We start from the raw sequence: 18,741 nt of genomic DNA on the forward strand, positions 1-18,741 counted from the left end.
CCTCACACCGGTGGCAAACGCCACTCGATGGGGGCCTCGCCATTCTGCTCGAGAAACTTGTTGGCCCGGCTGAAATGCCCGCAGCCCAGAAACCCGCGATACGCCGACAACGGCGACGGATGCACCGAGGTCAGCACCAGATGCTTGGTGGCGTCGATGAGCTTCTGCTTGCTCTGAGCATGGGCGCCCCACAGGAGGAACACCAGGTGAGGCTGATGCTCGCTGACTACCTCGATAATCCGATCGGTGAAGAACTGCCAGCCCTTGCCGGCATGGGCGTTGGCGTTGGCGCGCTCCACGGTCATGGTGGTGTTGAGCATCAGCACGCCCTGGTCGGCCCAGCTTTGCAGGTAGCCGTGGTTGGGGATGTCGATGTTCAGGTCGCGCTTGAGCTCTTTATAGATATTGACCAGCGACGGCGGTGCCGGCACGCCCGGTTGTACCGAGAAGCACAAGCCGTGGGCCTGGCCAGGGCCGTGGTACGGGTCTTGTCCGAGAATCACGACCTTGACCTTGTCCAGCGGCGTTGAGTTGAGCGCGTTGAAAATCAATGGGCCGGGGGGGTAGATCTCTTTGCCAGCGGCATGTTCCTGGCGCAGAAACTCGCGCAATTGCGCCATGTAGGGCTTCTCGAACTCCTCCCGCAGGGCGTGTTTCCAGCTGGGTTCGAGTTTGATACGGTCGCCATCGGTCATAGTTGAATTGTCTTGTAAAAAAGAATGAGGCGAACCCTAGGAAAGCCGACCCCGCTTGTCAATTGATCTGACACAGCACCGGCACTTTCCCACGAAGGGATCATACTCATCCTTCACCTTCTCGATTGAGGCCACGATGAACCTGCATTTCGAAGAACTGACCGGCAGTGGCGGCGCTCGCATCGGTATCGCCAGCCTGGACGCGCCAAAGTCCCTTAACGCCCTCTCCCTGCCGATGATTCTGGCCCTGGATGAGCGCATGGAGGCCTGGGCCAAAGACCCGCAGATCGTCTGCGTGCTGCTGCGCGGCAACGGCCCCAAAGCTTTTTGCGCCGGTGGCGAAGTGCGCAGCCTGGCTCAGGCTTGCCGTGAACAGCCGGGCGAAGTTCCGACCCTGGCCGCGCAGTTTTTTGCCGCCGAATATCGTCTTGACTACCGCCTGCACACCTACCCGAAGCCGTTGATCTGCTGGGGCCACGGTTATGTATTGGGCGGCGGCATGGGCCTGTTGCAAAGCGCCGCCGTGCGTATCGTTACGCCAAGCAGTCGTTTGGCCATGCCCGAAATCAGCATTGGCTTGTACCCGGATGTGGGGGCCAGTTGGTTCTTGTCCCGCTTGCCGGGCAAGCTCGGCCTGTTCCTGGGCCTCACCGGCGCCCATATCAACGGTCGCGACGCGCTGGACTTGGGCCTGGCCGACCGTTTCCTGCGTGATGACCAGCAAGACGATCTGCTCGATGGCCTGCTGCAGCTGAACTGGCAGGAACAGAGCGCGATGCAACTCAACAGCTTGCTCAAGGCCCTGGCGCAGGAGGCAAACAGTGATCAACCCGAAGCGCAATGGCTACCGCGCCGCTCACAGATCGACGAATGGCTTGATGTAGGAGATGTGCGGTGTGCCTGGCGCGCCTTGAGCCTGCTGCGCGACCACAGCGACCCGCTATTGAGCCGGGCCGGCAAAACCCTCAGTGAGGGCTGCCCACTGACGGCGCATCTGGTGTGGGAACAGCTCCAGCGTGCCCGTCACCTCTCATTGGCCCAGGTGTTCGAGATGGAATACACCCTGAGCCTCAACTGCTGCCGTCATCCGGAATTCGCCGAAGGGGTTCGGGCGCGCCTGATCGACAAAGACCAGGCGCCTCGTTGGCACTGGCCGGATATCAACACACTCCCGGAAACGGTGGTGCAGGCGCACTTTGACAAGGCCTGGGAAGGTAGGAATCCTCTGGCGGATTTATCTGACTACTGACAGGTCTGTACGCTTGTCGTTGACCTTGAAAGCGCAATTGTCCGGCTGGCTGTCCTCGCACGTATACACCGGCAACTCGAACGCATCGGGCTGCAGCCTCCAATACAAGGTGCTGGTCAACGACATGTTGATAACCTCATTTCCGCTGCTTGGCCTCAACGCTACAACACCGTTCCAACTGGTGCGGTAGATGCACTTGTCCATGTAGCCGTTTCCTCTCTCCTCGCCGTCGCCCGGCATGAAGATTGCGCCAATGAACCCGTCGACAACACCACGCGACGCTACCTTCGGGCTTTGCCAGCGCAGGCCATTGTCCTGGGCGCGATAATGGCCGTCTGCATACGCGACCTGCGACGGATAAGGACAGCCTTGCTCCGCTCTTGCCGATGCAATGAAGCAGCTCATCAGCAGGAGCACGCAAATCAATTGTTTGAACATAGGGTTTCCATCTGCTCAGTCTCACCACGCAAAAGCACAAGGCTCCTCGTTAGTGAAGTACAGCTAGCGCCTCAAAGATAGCTGTTAAATCTGACAGTACGGACATACGGTACCTATAAAAAACGGCGCATGATGCGCCGCTTGTTTTTCAAGATATTTAACGGTGACCGCCGCGGCCACCTCCGTGGTCGGAACCGCGTCCACGCCCGCCATTGCCCCAGCGGTCGCCCCACCCCTGGTTTGGGTAGGGCCGGTACCCGGCGCGGGGGTAATAGCGCGGGGCCGGTTGGTAGTAGCGCGGCGCCGAATAGTAGCGAGGCTGTGGCGCATAGTAGCGAGGCGCTGGCGCGTAATAGCTGCGCCCAGAAGGGTAATAACGCGGGCCGCCGTAGTAATAGGCTGGCGCCGGCGCGGTGTAGACCTCGGAGCGATAGTAGGAAGCGCCTCCATCGTAATAGGGCACGCAGGCTGAAAGGGTCAGGCCGAGCAAAGCGATGAGCAGCAGTCGTCGATACATGGCGGCCTCCTGGACCGCGGAAGAGCTCCTCCAGCGACGCTGGCGAGCGGCATTCAGCTTTCACTGAATGACGAAACATCTGACATCAAAAACCGAATCTGGTGCGTTCGTGACACAAGTGGAAACACCTGTTTCAGACGAAGTGAAAGCCCGTCAAAACGCCATGATGATGGAATGCCGCGCAGCCGCGCTGTATCGTGCAACAACTAACGCGCCCTACCCGATTTCCTTCTGAACCGACCCATGACCACACCGACCCTTTGCCCCGCCTGTGGTGCCCGCAACGACTGCTCCCTAGCCGATCCGCGCACTGCCGATCAAGCCTGCTGGTGCTACGGCGTCATCATCGACCTGGCGGTACTTGAAGCCCTGCCGGATGAGTTGCGTAATAAAGCCTGCCTGTGCCCACGCTGCGCCCAGGTGGACGAACAGTTGCGTAACCGCAATGCGCGTTGATCGCTTCCTCAGCAACCTGCCACAGTTCAATCGCAAGCAAGTGCGCCTGTTGCTGGTGGAACGCCGGGTGACCGTTGAAGGGGTTGCGGTCAGCGATCCTCACCATGACGTACGTGAATTCAGCCAGGTCTGCGTTGACGGTGAAATCCTGCAAGCGGGCAAGCCGGCGCGCTATTTCATGCTGCACAAACCCCAGGGTTGCGTCAGCGCCACGTCGGACCCGCAACACTCCACGGTCCTTGACCTGCTGGACGAACCCGACAAAGCCGAACTGCATATCGCCGGGCGCCTGGATTTCAACACCACCGGCCTGATGCTGATCACCAACGACGGCCAATGGTCGCGGCGCCTCACGCAACCGCAGACCAAGTTGCCCAAGGTGTACCACGTGCAAACCGAACAGGACATCGGCCCGCAGTACGCGGTGACGTTCGCGGCGGGCGTGTATTTCGCTTTCGAAGATCTCACCACCCAACCTGCCGAACTTGAACTGCTGGGTCCCAGGACAGCGCGGTTGAGCATCATCGAAGGCCGATATCACCAGGTCAAACGCATGTTCGGTCATTTTGATAACAAGGTGATCGGCCTGCACCGCGAGCGAATGGGGCCCTTAGTGCTCGATGCGTCGCTTGCGCCGGGTCAGTATCGGCCACTGACTGACGAAGAGATCCTAAAAGTCTGACGACCGTTCAGCCGATGATGGCAAAAAACCAGCCGCTCGCCTTGCGACATGCGTTCCGTACTGCTTGAATCAGGGCTTCAGCCAGATAATGACTGATGAGTCGCCTATAACCTCCAAGAAACACCTTGCCTCGCCCGCGCTTGATCCACGGGCCTTCCCGGCAAACCGCCCGCCATAACAACACCCGCCGGCCAGCCGTCATCGGACCGACATGGGCCCTCATTTTCCAGGCGTATGCCTACCTGTCATAAAGCTCGTGCAGAGTGATCTGCGCGCACTACCCGCTTGCCAGGAGTCTTACGACATGAGGCCAGAAATCGCTGTGTTGGATATACAGGGTCAGTATCGGGTGTACACGGAGTTCTATCGCGCGGACGCGGCGGCAAAGACCATCGTCCTGGTCAACGGCTCAATGGCGACCACAGCGTCCTTCGCTCAAACCGTGAAAAGCCTGTACCCGCAATTCAATGTGGTGTTGTACGACCAGCCCTACGCTGGCCGTTCCAAAATCCATAACCGTCATGAGCAGATGCTTACCAAGGAAGTCGAAGGCCAGATCCTCCTTGAACTGCTCGACCACTTCGCCGCTGAACACGTATTGTCCTTCTCCTGGGGCGGGGCCGCCACGTTGGTTGCCCTCGCACAGCGACCCCGTCGGGTAGAAAAAGCCGTGATCAGCTCATTCTCGCCGGTGATCAATGCGCCCATGCGTGACTACCTCGAACGTGGCGTCGACTACCTGGGCAACCTCGACCGCGACCGCGTCGGCCATCTGGTCAACAGCACCATCGGCAAGCACCTGCCTTCGCTGTTCAAACGCTTCAACTACCGCCATGTCAGCAACCTGGCCGCACACGAATACGGGCAGATGCACTTTCACATCAGCCACGTGCTCAACAGCGACCGGCAGTGCTACCTCAAGGCAGCCAGGCAGATCGATATTCCAGTGCTGTTCTTGAACGGCGAATGGGACGAATACACCAGTGCAGACGACGCCAAGCTGTTTGGCCAGCATGTGGCCAAGAGCAGCTTCAGCACCATTCAGGCGACGGGACACTTCCTGGACATGGAACATAAAGCCGCGTGCCGCGACAGCCGTGAGGCCGTGGTGGGCTTCTTGAAAGGGCAACGGCCCGCAAGCCCGTTACGGTATAGCCAGGGCCAGGCGCAGCATGCATGGGCGCTTTGAAATCAGGCCTGACACTGTGGCGAGCAAGCTCTGTCGCCACACGCAACTCTCACATTTTTCAAAGAAAAACTTCAAATCCAGCTGAACATCTGGTACAAAGTCAGCCGCTCTGAGCGGGTATAGTTTAGTGGCAAAACGAAAGCTTCCCAAGCTTTAGTTGAGGGTTCGATTCCCTCTACCCGCTCCACATTCTTATTCCCTCCCCGTCCCACACCCTCCCGCTACACACCAAACCCCCGGTAATACTGAACAAACACCAATCCCTGCTAATCCCCTCTATTCCCTTTTGTGTCCGCTTATCCTTGATTCTGTGTATGGCGCCATGTATGGTGCGCACAATATCGAACCAAACCATACAAGAATCCAGCATGAAACGATCCGAGATAAAGCGCCGGCCACTGGCCGACACGGTGCTGGCTTCCCTTGAGCCAGAGGAAAAGGAATACCGCGAGAACTATGGAATTGACCGGCTCTATTTCGTGGTCAGCAGCACGGGCCGTAAACGCTGGGAGCTTCGATTCAAGAAGCCCAACGGTATATGGGGATGGCACGGCCTGGGCGCCTATCCGGACGTGACCGCCAAAAAGGCCAGAGAGAAAGCGCAGGAAGCGCAGCGGCTCAATGCCGAAGGCATAGACCCTATCACCCATAAGGCAACGTTGAAGGCTTCCAGGGATGCAGCCGAGGCGAACACGTTCAAAGCTGCAGCCGATCTATGGCTTGATAAAAAGATCAAGGACGGCCGGGCCGAAAAGACCCTGGCCGGAATCAAAGGTGCGCTGGCAAATGACATACTACCGGCCCTTGGTAGCAAGCCCTTGAGCAGGATCACCAGGGCGGATTGCGCCAACCTCCAGGCAAGCATCGAGAGCCGCGGTGCCCACAACACCGCCGAGAAGGTGCGCGTGTGGGTGAATCAGATATTTGGCCTGGCCATCGCCAAGGGCATGACCGAGAACAACCCGGCCAGCAACTTGATCGACATTGCCGAAAAGGCACCGGAGGAATCGCAGTACCCACACCTTCTGGAGTCGGAGCTGCCAGAGTTCTTGCGGGCGCTGGTTGAATCACGCAGCGGCACAATCGTTCGCACTGCTGCATGGCTGACTCTGCTGACCGCATCACGACCAGGCATGACGCGCTGGGCGGAATGGGCCGAAGTTGATCTTGATGCAGGCCTGTGGACGGTGCCAGGCGTCAAAATGAAAATGCGGCGTGACCACATCGTACCGCTGCCCACCCAGGCCGTGGAGCTGATCAGGGATCTGCAACGGCTTACTGGCCGGTCCCGCTACCTGTTCCCATCATCGGGCGAGAAGGTGCCGGTTATTTCAGACGCATCGATCAACAAGTGCTTTGCACTGATCGGGTACAAAGGGCGGATGACTGGCCATGGCAGCCGGCACACCTGCGAAACACTGCTATCCGAATTTGGCTGGGACGAAAACTGGCGGGACATGCACCTGGCCCACAAGAAAGCCGGACTCAAAGGCGTGTATGACAAGGCGATCTACCTGCCGCAGCGCCAGAAGATGGTGCAGTGGTATGTGGACTATCTTGATGCGCTTCGAGAAGGCATGACCGAACAACGACGAGACGAGTTCCGGCGCAAAGTTAATAACGCGTAAAACCAAAATCAAGAATTGGAAAATGGAAACTGAATCATGAGCATGGAACAGGGAAGGCTTGACTGGGTTCAAGCGCTTAGAGGAATAGCCGCCATGCTGGTCGTGCTGTGTCACGCAGCGGACTACCTGAGAGACTCACCCAGCTATCCGCTGATAGAGAGCGCGCTCTTGCCTGGAGCAATGGGTGTGGATCTGTTCTTCATCATCAGCGGCTTCATCATGGTTTACTCAACCCGCAAAGCGACGGGTACCATGGATGACGTGAAGAACTTTGCAATCAGCCGGTTCTCAAGGATCTGGCCAACCTATGCAGTCGTCTCTCTGCTATGGATCTTCATCGCTTATTCGGGGCTGGCGTATTTCAGCAGCACTGAAAACCTAACTGCGCTCTTGAAAAGCCTGACCTTTATCCCGGTCAAGGAAATGGCGCCGCTTTACTTTGAGCCTGTATTCCCCCTTGGCTGGACTCTGAACTTTGAAATGTATTTCTATGTCGTGTTTGCAGTGTCGCTGCTTTTCAAGCGATTCCGCCTCGCTGCAATGCTCACCTGGATAGCATTGACAGTAGTGCTAATCCCGATATTGACACGAACATTTTCTACGGATCCATTTACATACTATAGCTATGAGTTTAACTACTTAAACCTAATTACGAACCCAATTATCTTGGAGTTTGTGGCAGGTGCGCTAATCGGGTACATGTACCTATCGAAGCATATTATAATCTGTAGCAAGGTCGTTGCCGTAAACTTACTTGCTTCTAGTGTGGCGCTGGTAGTTTGGTTTAATTATTCTGGACCTGCATCTACTCACGGGATAACAAACTGGGGGGGTCCACTGGCTATTATGGTTTTAGCTATGGCCGTATGCAGCAAAACCGTGCATATAAAATCACCCAAGATTCTAATGTGGCTTGGAAAAATATCTTACTCGTTGTACCTGACCCATTATCTGACCAGGGCGGCCATGGATCACTCGGTGGCGTCCTTAGGGTTGAGCGCCTATACGCACACATGGGGGTACTTCGCTTTTTCTGTGGTGCTATGCGTTTCGGTTGCTGCTGGCTCTCAATACCTGCTTGAGCAAAAGCTATCCAATATTTTCAGGGATGCCCTGCATAAACGCCTACCAACCAAGACAGTTTCTGCATAAGTGGAAAGGCCCGACAGTGCCGGGCCCGATCTTGCTAGAAAACTCTCTTCAATATCACTGATATTTCAGTGGAAGGGATCACGATGTTTGAAGTGGTGGGGTTGGAAATCGTGACGTGAACCACGCCGCTACCCGCCCAAGCAACGGGGATGCAACCAAATAGTGATCTAAGTGCATACACATCTACTCTGTCATTTAAAAGCGCGGTAGAAAGTGCAATATCAAAAGATGCTACAGCGCCTGCGGCGATCGTACCTGCATACGAACCACTCGCATGATGCGTGTGGTGCTGGATGATATCGTACATTTCCAAGGGTTCGGTGATGCTAAACCCGAGTCTGCTATCACCGCTGCTACCAGCAGATCCCAGTATCATTGAAGGTTTAGAGTTTAAATTATATTTAGAGATCGCCGCGTTGTTTCCTAGAGGAATCAGCGCTAAGTTTGTCATGACCTGGCGCCCCGGATCCTTTACCAAACAAACGTAACCATTGGTAGCGGGGTTTTCAATAGTGAGCCCGTCCCATGTCTGAGAATACACAGAGGCGCTCCACTCTGCCCAGCTGTGACACCCCTCCACATTCTCGTTAATGAAAACGTTTGTCTCTGACCAGTTATGCGCCTGAGAGAAATCATAGGCAACCTGGTTGTCTGCAATGCTGTTGTTGTAAAACGTGTTTCTGTTGGCTGCTCCACCGAAGTGATGGCCAATGCCGCATGGCTTGATGATATTTTGAGAAATTTTATTGAAGAACGCTTGAACAAAAACAGAGGGCGTATGCCCGCTGTTCCAATCGAACGCAATACCAAAATTTGCGATTTCGTTCTTGCTGATGGTGCACTGCATTGCGTTGCGGATGGAAAAGCAAACTCCCGCGCCCGTGCCGGTTCCAACGATAGTTAATTTTTTAACGTTGCTGTCAATGCAAAGGCCCGGCGAGTATCCGGCTGGTCGGATAGTTTCAAATGCCGTGCCGCCGTGGATCAGCTCCAAACGATTGCGGCGCCCTGACCCACCCCCTAACAACGTCACGCTTGGGTACATATTCACTTTCTGGCCGAGCTTGTACGTGCCCACGATCTTGCACGTATCACCGCCGTCAGCATACAAAATAGCCCCGATCGTATTAAGCAACGGGGCGACATCCGTCCCTTCCACTGCACCAGCCTGCTTGATGTGGAGAGACCTGTAGACCAACTTCCATCGAGCGCCGTCGGCGCCAACAATAACCGTGATGCCGTTGTCTGGACTGGTGGTGTCGGAGGCGTCGACGTAGTAATCGCCCCCACCCTTATCCCCTTTCGTGTAGTAACCGAGCGTGCGGGCCCGCTGGTTGCGCGACGAGGAAAGCAGGCGCAGCGCCCCAACGTTATCAACCCGGCGAGAAAGCCCGTACTTTAGGTAATCGAACAACGTCCCGGCATCGTAGAGAATGCCGGTGGTCGTGTTGACCAGGCCACTAACGCTCTCTAGAAGGCTGGTAAAGAAGTTTGTAGACCAGAGCTTGTTTGCAGCGTCATGCGGTTCTACCGGGTCTTTTACATCCGTGATCCGCCGGTTTTCCGCATAGAAATAATCTCGCCCAAATGGGCGTGTAAGGGCGCGCTTGAAGATGCTGAAACCCTGCTGTATCAACATGGTCAGCTTGTCGAATACATCCTCATGCGTTTCCGCCAGGAACTTCCCCTGATTGCGCAGGCTGGTCTGTTGGAAGGCATCCATTTCCCTGGAAACAATCAACTGTCCAGGGCCAGCGAGCGCTGACGTAGTGACGATGCTCCCGCCCTGCTCATTGCCTGCGCCGTTGACGGTGTAGTTCGTGCCGAGCGTTAGAACGGAACTGACACCGGCCGGGTTCACATAGGTGACAACCAAGTCCTCATTGGCCAGGAACTTGAAATAGAACGGGTAGTTGGTGGTTACCCCATTGGTATCGAACTCTGCAACGCTGCCTATTGTGCTGACGGTCACGGGTGTGACTCCTTTCCTGAGGGCAAAAAAAATCCCGCTCAATGGCGGGATTCGGTGGGGTGCTTCGCTGTTATTTTTTCGGGGCGCCGTGCAACAGGGCCTTGATGAACTCGGCCGCGTCTTCGGGGGTCTCCTCCCCCACTGCGACATTGTAGAGGTATGAGCCCTGGCGGGTTAATGGTTTGGTAGGCACGCCCAGCAGGTAGCCGCCGGCAGTAACGACCGACTTGGCCGCCGCACCAGCTTCCTTTTCACCAGTAGCCAGCCCAGCAACTGCCGCACCTGCTTGCCGGCCGGCATTGATCGCTTGCCAGGCTGGAGACAGTGAGCCCGCGTGACCACTGAGGGCGGCCCCGAGGGTGTCGCGGATAACGGGGAAGCCGGACACGCCAAACCCAAGCGTACTTTTTGCCATCCACGCGGCAGTGTTCTCATCTTCGTCGGGCCCCTTGCCGGTGAGCAGATCGCCCACCACACCCTGGAAGAACGCCACGGCCAGCATGGCGGCGGCGGCGCTGGCCACCGTGCGCGAACCCTGCTTGGCCTCAAAGGCAAGGTCTCGGTTCTGGTTGTAGTAGGCGCTGAACGGCGTGTAGAACATCGTCAGCAGGCGCATGGCGGCGCCCTGGTCCTTGCGCTGGATGGCTGCAATATCCATTGCCCCGGTGCCGCCCTGCGAAAGGCGTACAGCCTTGTCGCCATCGAGCGCCGCCGCCGCCGAGTCCTTGCCGGCCGCCAGCCCTTCGCGATAGCTGGCCATCCAGATCGCGCCGGAAATCCCACGGTCCAGGTAACCCAGCAGGTTGAACGAGAACCGCACCAGGTCGTCACGCTTGCGGAAAAAAGCGTTCTTGCCGATAAGGTCGGCCATGCTGGAAGCCAGTCGACCGTCCTCGGTATCCCAGCGCAAGCGCATTGCCGGGGATGCGTCGGTGATCATCCGGTACGTCTCAACAGGAGACCGGATGCCATCGAGCAAGCTTTTGGCAAGCAGCTGGGGTTTCACATACAGCAGACCAGGAATCAAGCCGCCTACCTGGGCCAGCAGTGTCGTGCTGGAAAGGCCCAGGCCCACGATGGATGTATTCGTTCTGGCCGCGTCGAGGAACCGGTTGAAGTTGCCTGTTTCTGGCGGGTTGCGGTCATTGGCTATCGCCTTCAACCACGGCAAGAACGAATCAGCGCCACGCGGCCCCAGCTTGTCGATCAGCACCGCCCTTATCTGCGGGTCTTTGGTCAGGCGGTGAGCGTCCTGCAATGCCTCGCGGTGCGTCAGGTCGTGGACGTGCTGGGCCAGGCGCTGGGGGATGGCGCTCAAGTCGAGCAGCAGCGGGCCGCTGGCGTTGTCGTTACGCTGGTTGGTGAACCCGTTGGACGGTAGTGCGCCCTCGAAACCCTCATTGAACAACTCGCCGCCAACAGCCGCCGGCGGCGCCCCCGCCCTCTTGCGGTCGTACATAATCGGGAAATAACCGCCGCGGTACTCACCAAAAGCGGTGGTGACTGGCTTCGGCTCGATGCGCGGCGGCGCCACGCCTGACAGGCGCTTGTACATCGCCGCGATGTCAGGCCAGAGGTTGTCGAACGAATCCCACACCGACTGCACCAGATCCCAATCCTGCTTGTCCAGGCGCCCCAGCATGTCGGCCAGTGCCGCGTCATTCAGCTTGTTGCCCTTGAGCAGCTTGGTACGGTTCGACTCGTTACCCGTGTTGAGCGCGTGCATCAGGATTTCACGGCGGTTGAACGACTTCCCAGCGCTGGCTATATAGAAGCGGTCGGCCAGACGCTTGGAATCCATACCGGCAAAGCGCTCAACAATGGAGCGAATGCCATTTTTGAATAGCGTGCGCTCGTTGGCCTGCGCTTCTGCCAGCGGATTCCATACCAGCTCATGCCAGGGGCCGCTGGTTTTCTTGCCGTCCAGGCGGTTTATCACGTTTTCCATACGGGTAAGCGAGGCATCGAGCCCGGCCAGTGCACCAAAAGCCTTATCGGCGGTGGTTTCGCTGCTTTCGGAGGTGGCGACCTTTCGCGCATCAACAGGCACGTTGTCATTGAGGGAGCGGATCAGGTCACTACGGGCCTGCTCGTAATCGCGTTTGTACTTGCTGTTCAGCAGTTTGTTTTTCAACTTGGCCAGGTGTTCGATGTTCACCACCGCGTCACGCACGCCATTCAGTTCTTCAAAGGTCAGGTCTCGGTAGTTAAACCGGGCGCTCTGTTCAATCAGGTGCTGCGGGACGGTCACGACATTGCCGGCAGCTTCCTGCTCGCTGACGAACTGGGCCAGGCTACGACGGCGCTCTACCTGCGGGCCGCTGACCTTGCGGAATTCATACTGATCAAGCAGGCCCTCGATCTGCTCCAGGTAGCTGGCGCCAGCCTTGCCGATGCGTTCACGCGTCGAAGGCTTTTCGAAGCGGCGCATGAAGGTGTAAATCTTTTCCTCTTCCTTGCGGGCGGCAGTCGCCTCCCGGTACAGGTAGTGGTTCAACAACTCCCGCTGCTTGGCCTCGGCGGCTTCCTGCCAGCGGTTTTTGGTGGCGAAGTTGAAGGCGTCACGGTTCGCCTTGCGTTCGGCGTTCAAGTACAGGTGTGGCTGGATATCGCGCACTACCTTGTCAGCGATCACCTGCTTGGAAATAGTGCGGATATCTTTCAGGGATGGGATGGCGCTGTAGGCGTCTTCGCGCAAGGCGCGGGAATTTCCATCCTGTGCCCGCTGGACTTTCTCCACCTGCCGGCGCAGGCGGTCAATGGCGCGCAGCTCTTCCCGCACGACCTGGGCCCGGTCATCGTTGTGCACCGCATCAATGGCGCGGTCAGCCAGTGAGCCGTCGTTGAGCATGTCGCCATACTCGGCGCGCATCCTGGCGTCGGTTTCAGCCTGGATCAGTTCTTTGCGGCCACGGGCACCCACCAGGGCCTGAACCATTTCATCGCCCGAGGTGTAACCGAACTGCTCGGCGACGATATCGGGGTGAATCCCATCTTCACTGGTCATGCCGCGCAGGCGGGACACTACTGGCTTGCCATAACGTTCAACCAGCGGACCACGGGACAGCTTGACCGGATCCCCCACGGTGCCATCGGTTTGCAGCCCTTTGCGCAACAGATCCTGTACGCGATAAACGGGTTGGGCATCGACTTCTTTGGTCACCGCTTCCTGCATAACGCCGCGGGCTTCCTTCCACCACTTCTGCTGCTCGCGGTTCAGCTCATGCAGCGCTTCAGCGGTAAGTCGCTCCTCGGCGGCCTGGCCCGCCTTGTCGGCGGTTGCGCGGTAGGCATCGAACTCAGCGGGCGACATGCCGGCCGTCTGTGCGTCAGTGAACAGGCTGCGGTACGGGGCCTGGGCTACGGCGATTTCGTCATCGGTGGCCAGCAGTCGGTCGAACACCCGGCGCACGTCGTCATTGAGCTGAACGTTAAGGCGGCTGGCATCCCGGTAGATTTGGGTCAACCAAGCCTTGAATCGGGAAAAAGCCGACTGCAATGCAGCGCTGGGCGCCTTGCCTTCGCGCAGATATGCCTCAAAGCCACGGGCAAACTGTTCGTGCTGATCAACCTTAACGCCGGATCGATCTTTTACGCCGAACCAATCAAGGACCGTCTGATAATCCTGCTTTACCTGGTCCGGCACATCGGCGCGTGCTGCCAGATCGCCCATCACTTCCAGGTAAAAATGCCCGGTTTCATGCAGGAACGTGGACAGGTTGGCCTTGTCGGTCAGCTTGATATTGAACTTGCGGTCAGCGCCGAACTGGATAAACCCACGGGCACCGTCTTCTGTCTGATCAAACCGAACGGCGTCATCGCCCAGCAACGCCTTGCGCACGGCCGCGTTATCCAGTGCATTCAGGTCGAGGCCTGATTGATCAATAGCGCGCTGCAGGTCGTCCAGAGTTGCCCGGGCGTTGAACTGTTCCTGATTAAGGTTTCCGGGCGCTGACTGACGCTGGCCGCGCAATTCCTTGTCGATTGAGGCCAACAGCATATCGGGCGTTGCGGTTGCGACATTGCCGAAATAACCCGCTTCGGCGGCCTGGGTCGCCATATCGTCGAGGCTGCGCCCACCCTTCCTGGCGATACGATTGGCACCACGACGCCCCACGTCGGCGTCACGGGCGGCCAGCTCGCCGCCTTCGTCATTGATACCGCCGCGCTCGCGGATGAAGTCGATCAGCGACGGGCCGTTGACTGTGGCGTCGTCCGGAATGTCACCGGTTCGCAGCCGGTCCAGCATTAAATCCAGCTGATCAGCGCTTGCCGGACTGCGCAGCACCTCGGGAATGTCACGGCCAACACGCAACTGGTACTGATTGAACAGGTCATAGGGATCAATGCCGGAACGTTCGCCCAGGGAGCGGAACGCCGATTGATACAACGATGCCTCACGGTCGGCGGTCTGCGCTTCTCGTCCAATGCCCAGCAACTGCCCGCGCACGTCCTCAAATACACGGCGGTCCGAAGCTGCAACAGTGTCCTGTTCAACGCGGTCGCGCAGGCGGTCAAGCTCTTCCGGAACACGCTGCTGGAATTCGGCCAACTCGCGCAGGGTCATGGCGTCAGGGGTGGCGCGCATGTCCTGTTCCAGCCCCCGGTGGTGACCATCCTTTGCGATGACCGAGGCCCACTTTTCCAGCGGGATCGAGATATCGCCGCCCAAAGTCAGCGCCTCGCCCAGGGCGCCAGCATTGCCAGTGGCCGCCGTGGCGAATTGTTCAGGATCTAGGTTGTTCTCCTGGAAGTAGCGCATGAACTGTTCGGCCGGTACCAGGATATTTTCCACAGTGCCGCCGGACTGCTCTTTCAGGCGCGCGATCAGCGCTTCAGCACGGGCTGGGGAGCGCTTGAACAGCTTGGAGTTCTCGGCCATGTCGCCCAGGCGCTGCACGGCAGACAGATCCTGTTCGATCTGCCAATACCGTCGGCCCGAACTGGCGCTGGCCATGGCCACGTCAAGCGGCGCAGTGGCGAGGCCCAAGGCCGCATTGAGGAACATTTCGCCCCCGGTCGCTTCTTCGCCCACGGCGGCGGCACCGGCAAGCGCACCACCAGCACCACCAGCAGCCTGGGCCGTGCCCTCGACAGCGATATTGCCCAGCTTCCCACCAATGCCACGGGCAGCAAACGGAATGGGCAGCATGCCGCCCAGGGCGTTCACGGCGGCTTCTGCCACGGTGCGCTTGAGGCTGTAGGCGTAGGACTGATCGATATCGCCGGTTTTCTTGTAGCCCTCGGCCAGGTTCTCACCTGCACCACCAGCAATGCCCGCCCCGAAGTTCACGCCACCAACCACGATTGCTTTCTCGGCGGCCCGCTGGGCAAAGGTGCTGGCCAAGCGACTGACCGCAAAGTTCTTCACCGGCTGGGCGGCAATGCCACCAGCACCACCGCCCACCAACAGGCTTGGCAACGCTTCGGTCAAAGCGCTGCCGATCAGCCCAGGGTTGCGCAAGGCATACATGCCGGTATCAGCCGCCGCGCTGCCAAAGCCTGCACCGCCTGCCCGGGCCTGATCGAACACCTGGCCAGCGAAGGCGATACGCTGGTCACGCGGCATGGCCATGTAGCCCTCTACGGCGCTGACCACGTTGTTTTCGCTTTGCCCGGTGTAGTTCGGTTCATCCGTGCCATTGCGATCAAGGGCGCTTTGCGGGGCCAGCATGTTGACGAAGAAGCCGCCGACCGACGAAAGCGAGCGGTCCAGCAGGTTGGCAGCAGCCTCACCCGCCAACCCGATCTGGCCAATACCACGGGAAAGAGCGTCACCGGTACCCGTTGAGTGCTGCTGCCCCGATTCCTTGACGAAGCTATCAAAGGCCCCCTCAACGTTCGACAGCGCGTCGATATCGTCATGCGCCACGCCGGCATTGTTCGGGTCGGTCAAAAACTTGTTGGTGACCGGGGCGCGACTCAGCAAGGCGTCATAGTCCACAGCGTCCAGCTTGGCCTTGCGCTCAATCTCCAGCCGGTTGCGCGATACCATTTCCGGCGGCAGGCCGGTCAGTTCAGCCAGGCGCTGGATATTGGCCTGCTCGTCCGGGTTGGTGTCAGCGACATAGCTCAAGGCGGTGCGCGGATTTGGCAGGTCCCGCCGGCGTTGAATCGCTGCGTCGTATTTGTTGGGCTCGGCGGCGCCCTGCTCGCCGGTACCGGAGAGCAATTCGTCGTAACGATTCATTGGTTTGCCTCATTGAAAAGACGAAGGATGTCGGCGTCGTTGGGCTTCTGGCCGTGGCGCTTCATGGCCTCGACAATCTGCTGGTGCTCATCTGGCGGGATCTGCTTGATATCCCGGACGATCACCTTGTCACCGTCCTGGCGTTCAAAAGTTCGGCGCTTGGAGGTCCACTGTCCGAGGTTCCACCAGTTGCCACTACCGTCCACATCCCCCTGGATGAATGCCCGGTCAACGACCTTCTGCACCTGGTCGGGGGTCGCCTTCTTGCCTTGGTCCTGTTCCAGGGCGCGAATCTGCGTGTCGACGTACCGGCGGGCAGCGGCCACAGACTTGGCGTCGCGCTTGCCTGCCTTGGCTTCTGGATCAATGCCAGCCACACGCAACGCCTCTTTGAATATGTTGTCGTTGCTGCCAATGGACGATGTGGCCTCGGCGCCCTTCTCGCGCCGATCCTGCTGAAGCTTCGTCAACTCCTGGAAGTCGGTGTCGGAAAGCTTGGCGCGCATCCCCAATAGATTCAGCTCGTTGCCGCTGACAATCTCGTCGCGAGCCCGGTAATAGACCTCCTGGTCTGTTGGGCGGCCTGGCTTGTAATCCATGATCTGCTTGCGGCCTTCGGCGGGCAGCGCGGCCCAGGTGGCGGCCGGGATCGTGTCCCAGCTATTGCCCTGCAACACCACATCCCATGCGGACTCCAGGTTCTGCGCATCCTGCTGCTTACGCTGTTCGGCTTGCCAGTCAATGCGCTGCTTGGCGGCTTTCAACGCAATAGACTTCTGGTCGGCGGTCAGATCGTCACGCGCATCAATGGCCTGTGCTACCTGGCCAAAGCTGGGTTCGTGAGTCTGCAATGCCTTGCCCAGCACCTTTTCGGTGTATTCGCGGGTTTCTTTGAATGGGATCTTGTCCAGGAACTCGGCCTGGCTGATTTCACCGGTGCGCGGGTCACCCAGCTTGAGCTTGCTTGCGTTCTTGCCGGTGGTGTTGGTGCCGTTGATCCAGTCGTTAACCATGCCTGGGCCAGCGTTGTAGGCGGCCACAGCCAGCGCTGGCGACTTGAAATCGTTGGTCAGCTTCTGAAAATAGGCTTGGCCAAGCTGACGGTTGTAGTCCGGGTCATTGCGAAAGCGGTTCTCGTCCCATTCAACACCGGCAAGCTTTGCCGCTTCTGGCCCGGTGCTGGGCATGATCTGAGCGGTACCAATGGCGCCACGGCTCGACGTCATCGGTTGGCCGTTGCGGTCAAACTGCTTGCCGCCGCTTTCCGCCTGGAGGATTGAAGCAAACACACGGTTATCCTGGCTGCTGACATCCTGAACGGCCTGGCTGCCCACACTGACACCAACCTGGCGATCAATAAGCGGCTTGAGCATTGAGGCCGCCCGGAGCTGCGCGTCGGCGGTCATGCTGACAGCGTTGTCCATGAAGTATTGCTTTGCCTTCATCGGGTCACGCGCAGCCAGTTGTTCAATCACTGCCGCATTAAGCCGGGTGTTCGCCTCCAGGCGTTTCTGTTCAGCAAGTTCAGGCGGAAGGCCCTTGCGCTGCGCCTCAGATCCTTCCACCACATTCATCTTGGCTTGGTAGTAGGCGAGCTGTTGCGGGTCGTTGGCGTACAGGGCGGCGCCCTGGATGGCACTCAGGCGCTGCCCTTCGGCCGTGTCGTCGTAATGCTGTTCCCGTTGGGCGAACTCGTATTTGTTCAGTTCGTTGGACAGTGAGTTACGGCGGCTGGCGACAATCTGTGCATACCGCGCTTTCTGCTGTTCACTGGTCAGGGTCTCGGCAATCTTGACCTGCGCCTCTTCGAACTGGCCCAGCGTCTGGTTGGTGATATCGAGCGCAGCCCCGCCCTTACGCGTGTACACGCCGCCTTCCGGGTTGAACATGGTGTTCTGCTGCCACTCGGTCAGCTTGCGATCAGCATCCATGATCGAGGCGGTATCAGCCTGTTCCCTGGACTTGTTGGCCAGGATTTCCGCGCCACGCTGAAAGCTCTGCAAGCCCTGGGCAATCGAGGTGGTATCAGGTGCTACACCCTGCAGCTGAATGGGCCGGGTGGGCTGCTGCTGGACCTGCGCCGTGTCGTATGTCGGTACCCGTGGCATTAGCGAGCCCCCGCGAATGAACCGAATGCACTACCCAGGCCGCCCAGGATGGAGCCCATAGCGGCGGTCTTGCCGTTCTGCACGGTCTGGTTGGCATTGAGCAAGTCTTGCTTGGCCTGTACGCGGTAACCGTAAGCCTCGCGGGCGGCGTTGTTCTGGATAGTCAGGGCGTCCAGCTCGCCGAGCATGGCGGTATCGTCTTGCAACTGGGCAGAACTGCCGCTGTTCACGTCGATTCCGTTGGCCGCCTGCACGCTGCGCTGGGTGCCTACTGCCTGGCCGGTGCGAACGCGCTGCCAATCCGCCGAGGTGTTGCCGGCGTTGATAGCTTCGTTAGCGGCCTGAGTTTTGAAAGCGGCGTTTTGCGTCAAAATTCCCGACTGAAATACGCCGCTTTCCTTTTGCCCTTGGGCCTGCATCATGCTGCCGGCCATGCCAATGGCGACGGGGATCAATGCCATCCAG

At 58.6% G+C, this 18,741-nt stretch carries 14 protein-coding genes and 1 tRNA gene; 8 read left to right on the top strand and 7 right to left on the bottom strand.

What is annotated here, in order from left to right:
• Positions 1 to 2: 2 nt before the first annotated feature.
• Positions 3 to 695 (bottom strand): uracil-DNA glycosylase, encoded by a 693-nt coding sequence (gene ung, locus JFT58_RS28275; protein WP_020301023.1) that lies wholly within the window; start codon positions 693 to 695, stop codon positions 3 to 5.
• A gap of 136 nt (positions 696 to 831) precedes the next feature.
• On the opposite strand from ung, the gene JFT58_RS28280 reads away from it, so the two are divergent.
• Positions 832 to 1,944, top strand: coding sequence for an enoyl-CoA hydratase/isomerase family protein (locus tag JFT58_RS28280; protein WP_054897617.1), 1,113 nt, complete (start codon positions 832 to 834; stop codon positions 1,942 to 1,944).
• Here the strand turns inward: JFT58_RS28280 and JFT58_RS28285 are convergent.
• Together JFT58_RS28285 and JFT58_RS28290 are read right to left on the bottom strand one after the other, a co-directional pair.
• A complete protein-coding gene (locus tag JFT58_RS28285; RefSeq protein ID WP_054897618.1) occupies positions 1,930 to 2,382 on the bottom strand; it encodes a DUF3757 domain-containing protein in 453 nt (150 codons plus the stop codon). The genes JFT58_RS28280 and JFT58_RS28285 overlap by 15 nt on opposite strands.
• 157 nt (positions 2,383 to 2,539) lie before the next feature.
• Complete coding sequence (locus JFT58_RS28290) at positions 2,540 to 2,899, bottom strand: hypothetical protein (protein ID WP_054897619.1); 360 nt, start codon at positions 2,897 to 2,899, stop codon at positions 2,540 to 2,542.
• A 67-nt stretch (positions 2,900 to 2,966) separates the two neighbouring features.
• Between JFT58_RS28290 and JFT58_RS28295 the strand changes: the two genes are divergently transcribed.
• The 7 genes from JFT58_RS28295 to JFT58_RS28325 all read left to right on the top strand — a co-directional run bounded on the left by JFT58_RS28295 (position 2,967) and on the right by JFT58_RS28325 (position 8,006).
• Positions 2,967 to 3,134, top strand: coding sequence for a hypothetical protein (locus JFT58_RS28295; RefSeq protein ID WP_155718216.1), 168 nt, complete (start codon positions 2,967 to 2,969; stop codon positions 3,132 to 3,134).
• Positions 3,135 to 3,142: 8 nt separating this feature from the next.
• Entirely contained in the window at positions 3,143 to 3,355 is a 213-nt protein-coding gene (locus tag JFT58_RS28300) for a cysteine-rich CWC family protein (protein WP_054897620.1), read from the top strand.
• On the top strand, positions 3,345 to 4,037 hold the full coding sequence (locus tag JFT58_RS28305) for a pseudouridine synthase (RefSeq protein WP_054897621.1): 693 nt from the start codon (positions 3,345 to 3,347) through the stop codon (positions 4,035 to 4,037). The genes JFT58_RS28300 and JFT58_RS28305 overlap by 11 nt, the downstream gene beginning before the upstream one ends.
• 304 nt (positions 4,038 to 4,341) lie before the next feature.
• Complete coding sequence (locus JFT58_RS28310) at positions 4,342 to 5,226, top strand: alpha/beta fold hydrolase (protein ID WP_054897622.1); 885 nt, start codon at positions 4,342 to 4,344, stop codon at positions 5,224 to 5,226.
• A 113-nt stretch (positions 5,227 to 5,339) separates the two neighbouring features.
• Positions 5,340 to 5,413: transfer RNA gene (locus JFT58_RS28315), tRNA-Gly, on the top strand.
• Between the two features lie 181 nt (positions 5,414 to 5,594).
• A complete protein-coding gene (locus JFT58_RS28320) occupies positions 5,595 to 6,854 on the top strand; it encodes a tyrosine-type recombinase/integrase (protein WP_054897623.1) in 1,260 nt (419 codons plus the stop codon).
• A 36-nt stretch (positions 6,855 to 6,890) separates the two neighbouring features.
• Positions 6,891 to 8,006 (top strand): acyltransferase family protein, encoded by a 1,116-nt coding sequence (locus JFT58_RS28325; RefSeq protein ID WP_054897624.1) that lies wholly within the window; start codon positions 6,891 to 6,893, stop codon positions 8,004 to 8,006.
• 34 nt (positions 8,007 to 8,040) lie between these two features.
• Here JFT58_RS28325 and JFT58_RS28330 read toward each other — a convergent pair whose 3' ends face one another.
• The 4 genes from JFT58_RS28330 to JFT58_RS28345 form a co-directional block, all read right to left on the bottom strand.
• Complete coding sequence (locus tag JFT58_RS28330; protein ID WP_198834804.1) at positions 8,041 to 9,978, bottom strand: hypothetical protein; 1,938 nt, start codon at positions 9,976 to 9,978, stop codon at positions 8,041 to 8,043.
• A 70-nt stretch (positions 9,979 to 10,048) separates the two neighbouring features.
• A complete protein-coding gene (locus JFT58_RS28335; RefSeq protein ID WP_060772894.1) occupies positions 10,049 to 16,168 on the bottom strand; it encodes a hypothetical protein in 6,120 nt (2,039 codons plus the stop codon).
• Entirely contained in the window at positions 16,165 to 18,276 is a 2,112-nt protein-coding gene (locus JFT58_RS28340; protein WP_198834805.1) for a transglycosylase SLT domain-containing protein, read from the bottom strand. The genes JFT58_RS28335 and JFT58_RS28340 overlap by 4 nt, the downstream gene beginning before the upstream one ends.
• Positions 18,276 to 18,737 (bottom strand): hypothetical protein, encoded by a 462-nt coding sequence (locus tag JFT58_RS28345; RefSeq protein WP_233095462.1) that lies wholly within the window; start codon positions 18,735 to 18,737, stop codon positions 18,276 to 18,278. Before JFT58_RS28345 ends, JFT58_RS28340 begins: the two co-directional genes overlap by 1 nt.
• Positions 18,738 to 18,741: the final 4 nt, after the last annotated feature.

Source organism: Pseudomonas sp. MF6767 (genome assembly GCF_016405475.1).
Taxonomy (GTDB): Bacteria; Pseudomonadota; Gammaproteobacteria; order Pseudomonadales; family Pseudomonadaceae; genus Aquipseudomonas; species Aquipseudomonas paracarnis.

Coding starts and splice junctions, on each gene's coding strand:
- JFT58_RS28290 (WP_054897619.1), bottom strand. CDS start 2,899: ATGTATCGACGACTGCTGCTCATCGCTTTGCTCGGCCTGACCCTTTCA.
- JFT58_RS28345 (WP_233095462.1), bottom strand. CDS start 18,737: ATGGCATTGATCCCCGTCGCCATTGGCATGGCCGGCAGCATGATGCAG.
- JFT58_RS28320 (WP_054897623.1), top strand. CDS start 5,595: ATGAAACGATCCGAGATAAAGCGCCGGCCACTGGCCGACACGGTGCTG.
- JFT58_RS28310 (WP_054897622.1), top strand. CDS start 4,342: ATGAGGCCAGAAATCGCTGTGTTGGATATACAGGGTCAGTATCGGGTG.
- JFT58_RS28300 (WP_054897620.1), top strand. CDS start 3,143: ATGACCACACCGACCCTTTGCCCCGCCTGTGGTGCCCGCAACGACTGC.
- JFT58_RS28295 (WP_155718216.1), top strand. CDS start 2,967: ATGACGAAACATCTGACATCAAAAACCGAATCTGGTGCGTTCGTGACA.
- JFT58_RS28335 (WP_060772894.1), bottom strand. CDS start 16,168: ATGAATCGTTACGACGAATTGCTCTCCGGTACCGGCGAGCAGGGCGCC.
- JFT58_RS28340 (WP_198834805.1), bottom strand. CDS start 18,276: ATGCCACGGGTACCGACATACGACACGGCGCAGGTCCAGCAGCAGCCC.
- JFT58_RS28280 (WP_054897617.1), top strand. CDS start 832: ATGAACCTGCATTTCGAAGAACTGACCGGCAGTGGCGGCGCTCGCATC.
- ung (WP_020301023.1), bottom strand. CDS start 695: ATGACCGATGGCGACCGTATCAAACTCGAACCCAGCTGGAAACACGCC.
- JFT58_RS28325 (WP_054897624.1), top strand. CDS start 6,891: ATGAGCATGGAACAGGGAAGGCTTGACTGGGTTCAAGCGCTTAGAGGA.
- JFT58_RS28305 (WP_054897621.1), top strand. CDS start 3,345: ATGCGCGTTGATCGCTTCCTCAGCAACCTGCCACAGTTCAATCGCAAG.
- JFT58_RS28285 (WP_054897618.1), bottom strand. CDS start 2,382: ATGTTCAAACAATTGATTTGCGTGCTCCTGCTGATGAGCTGCTTCATT.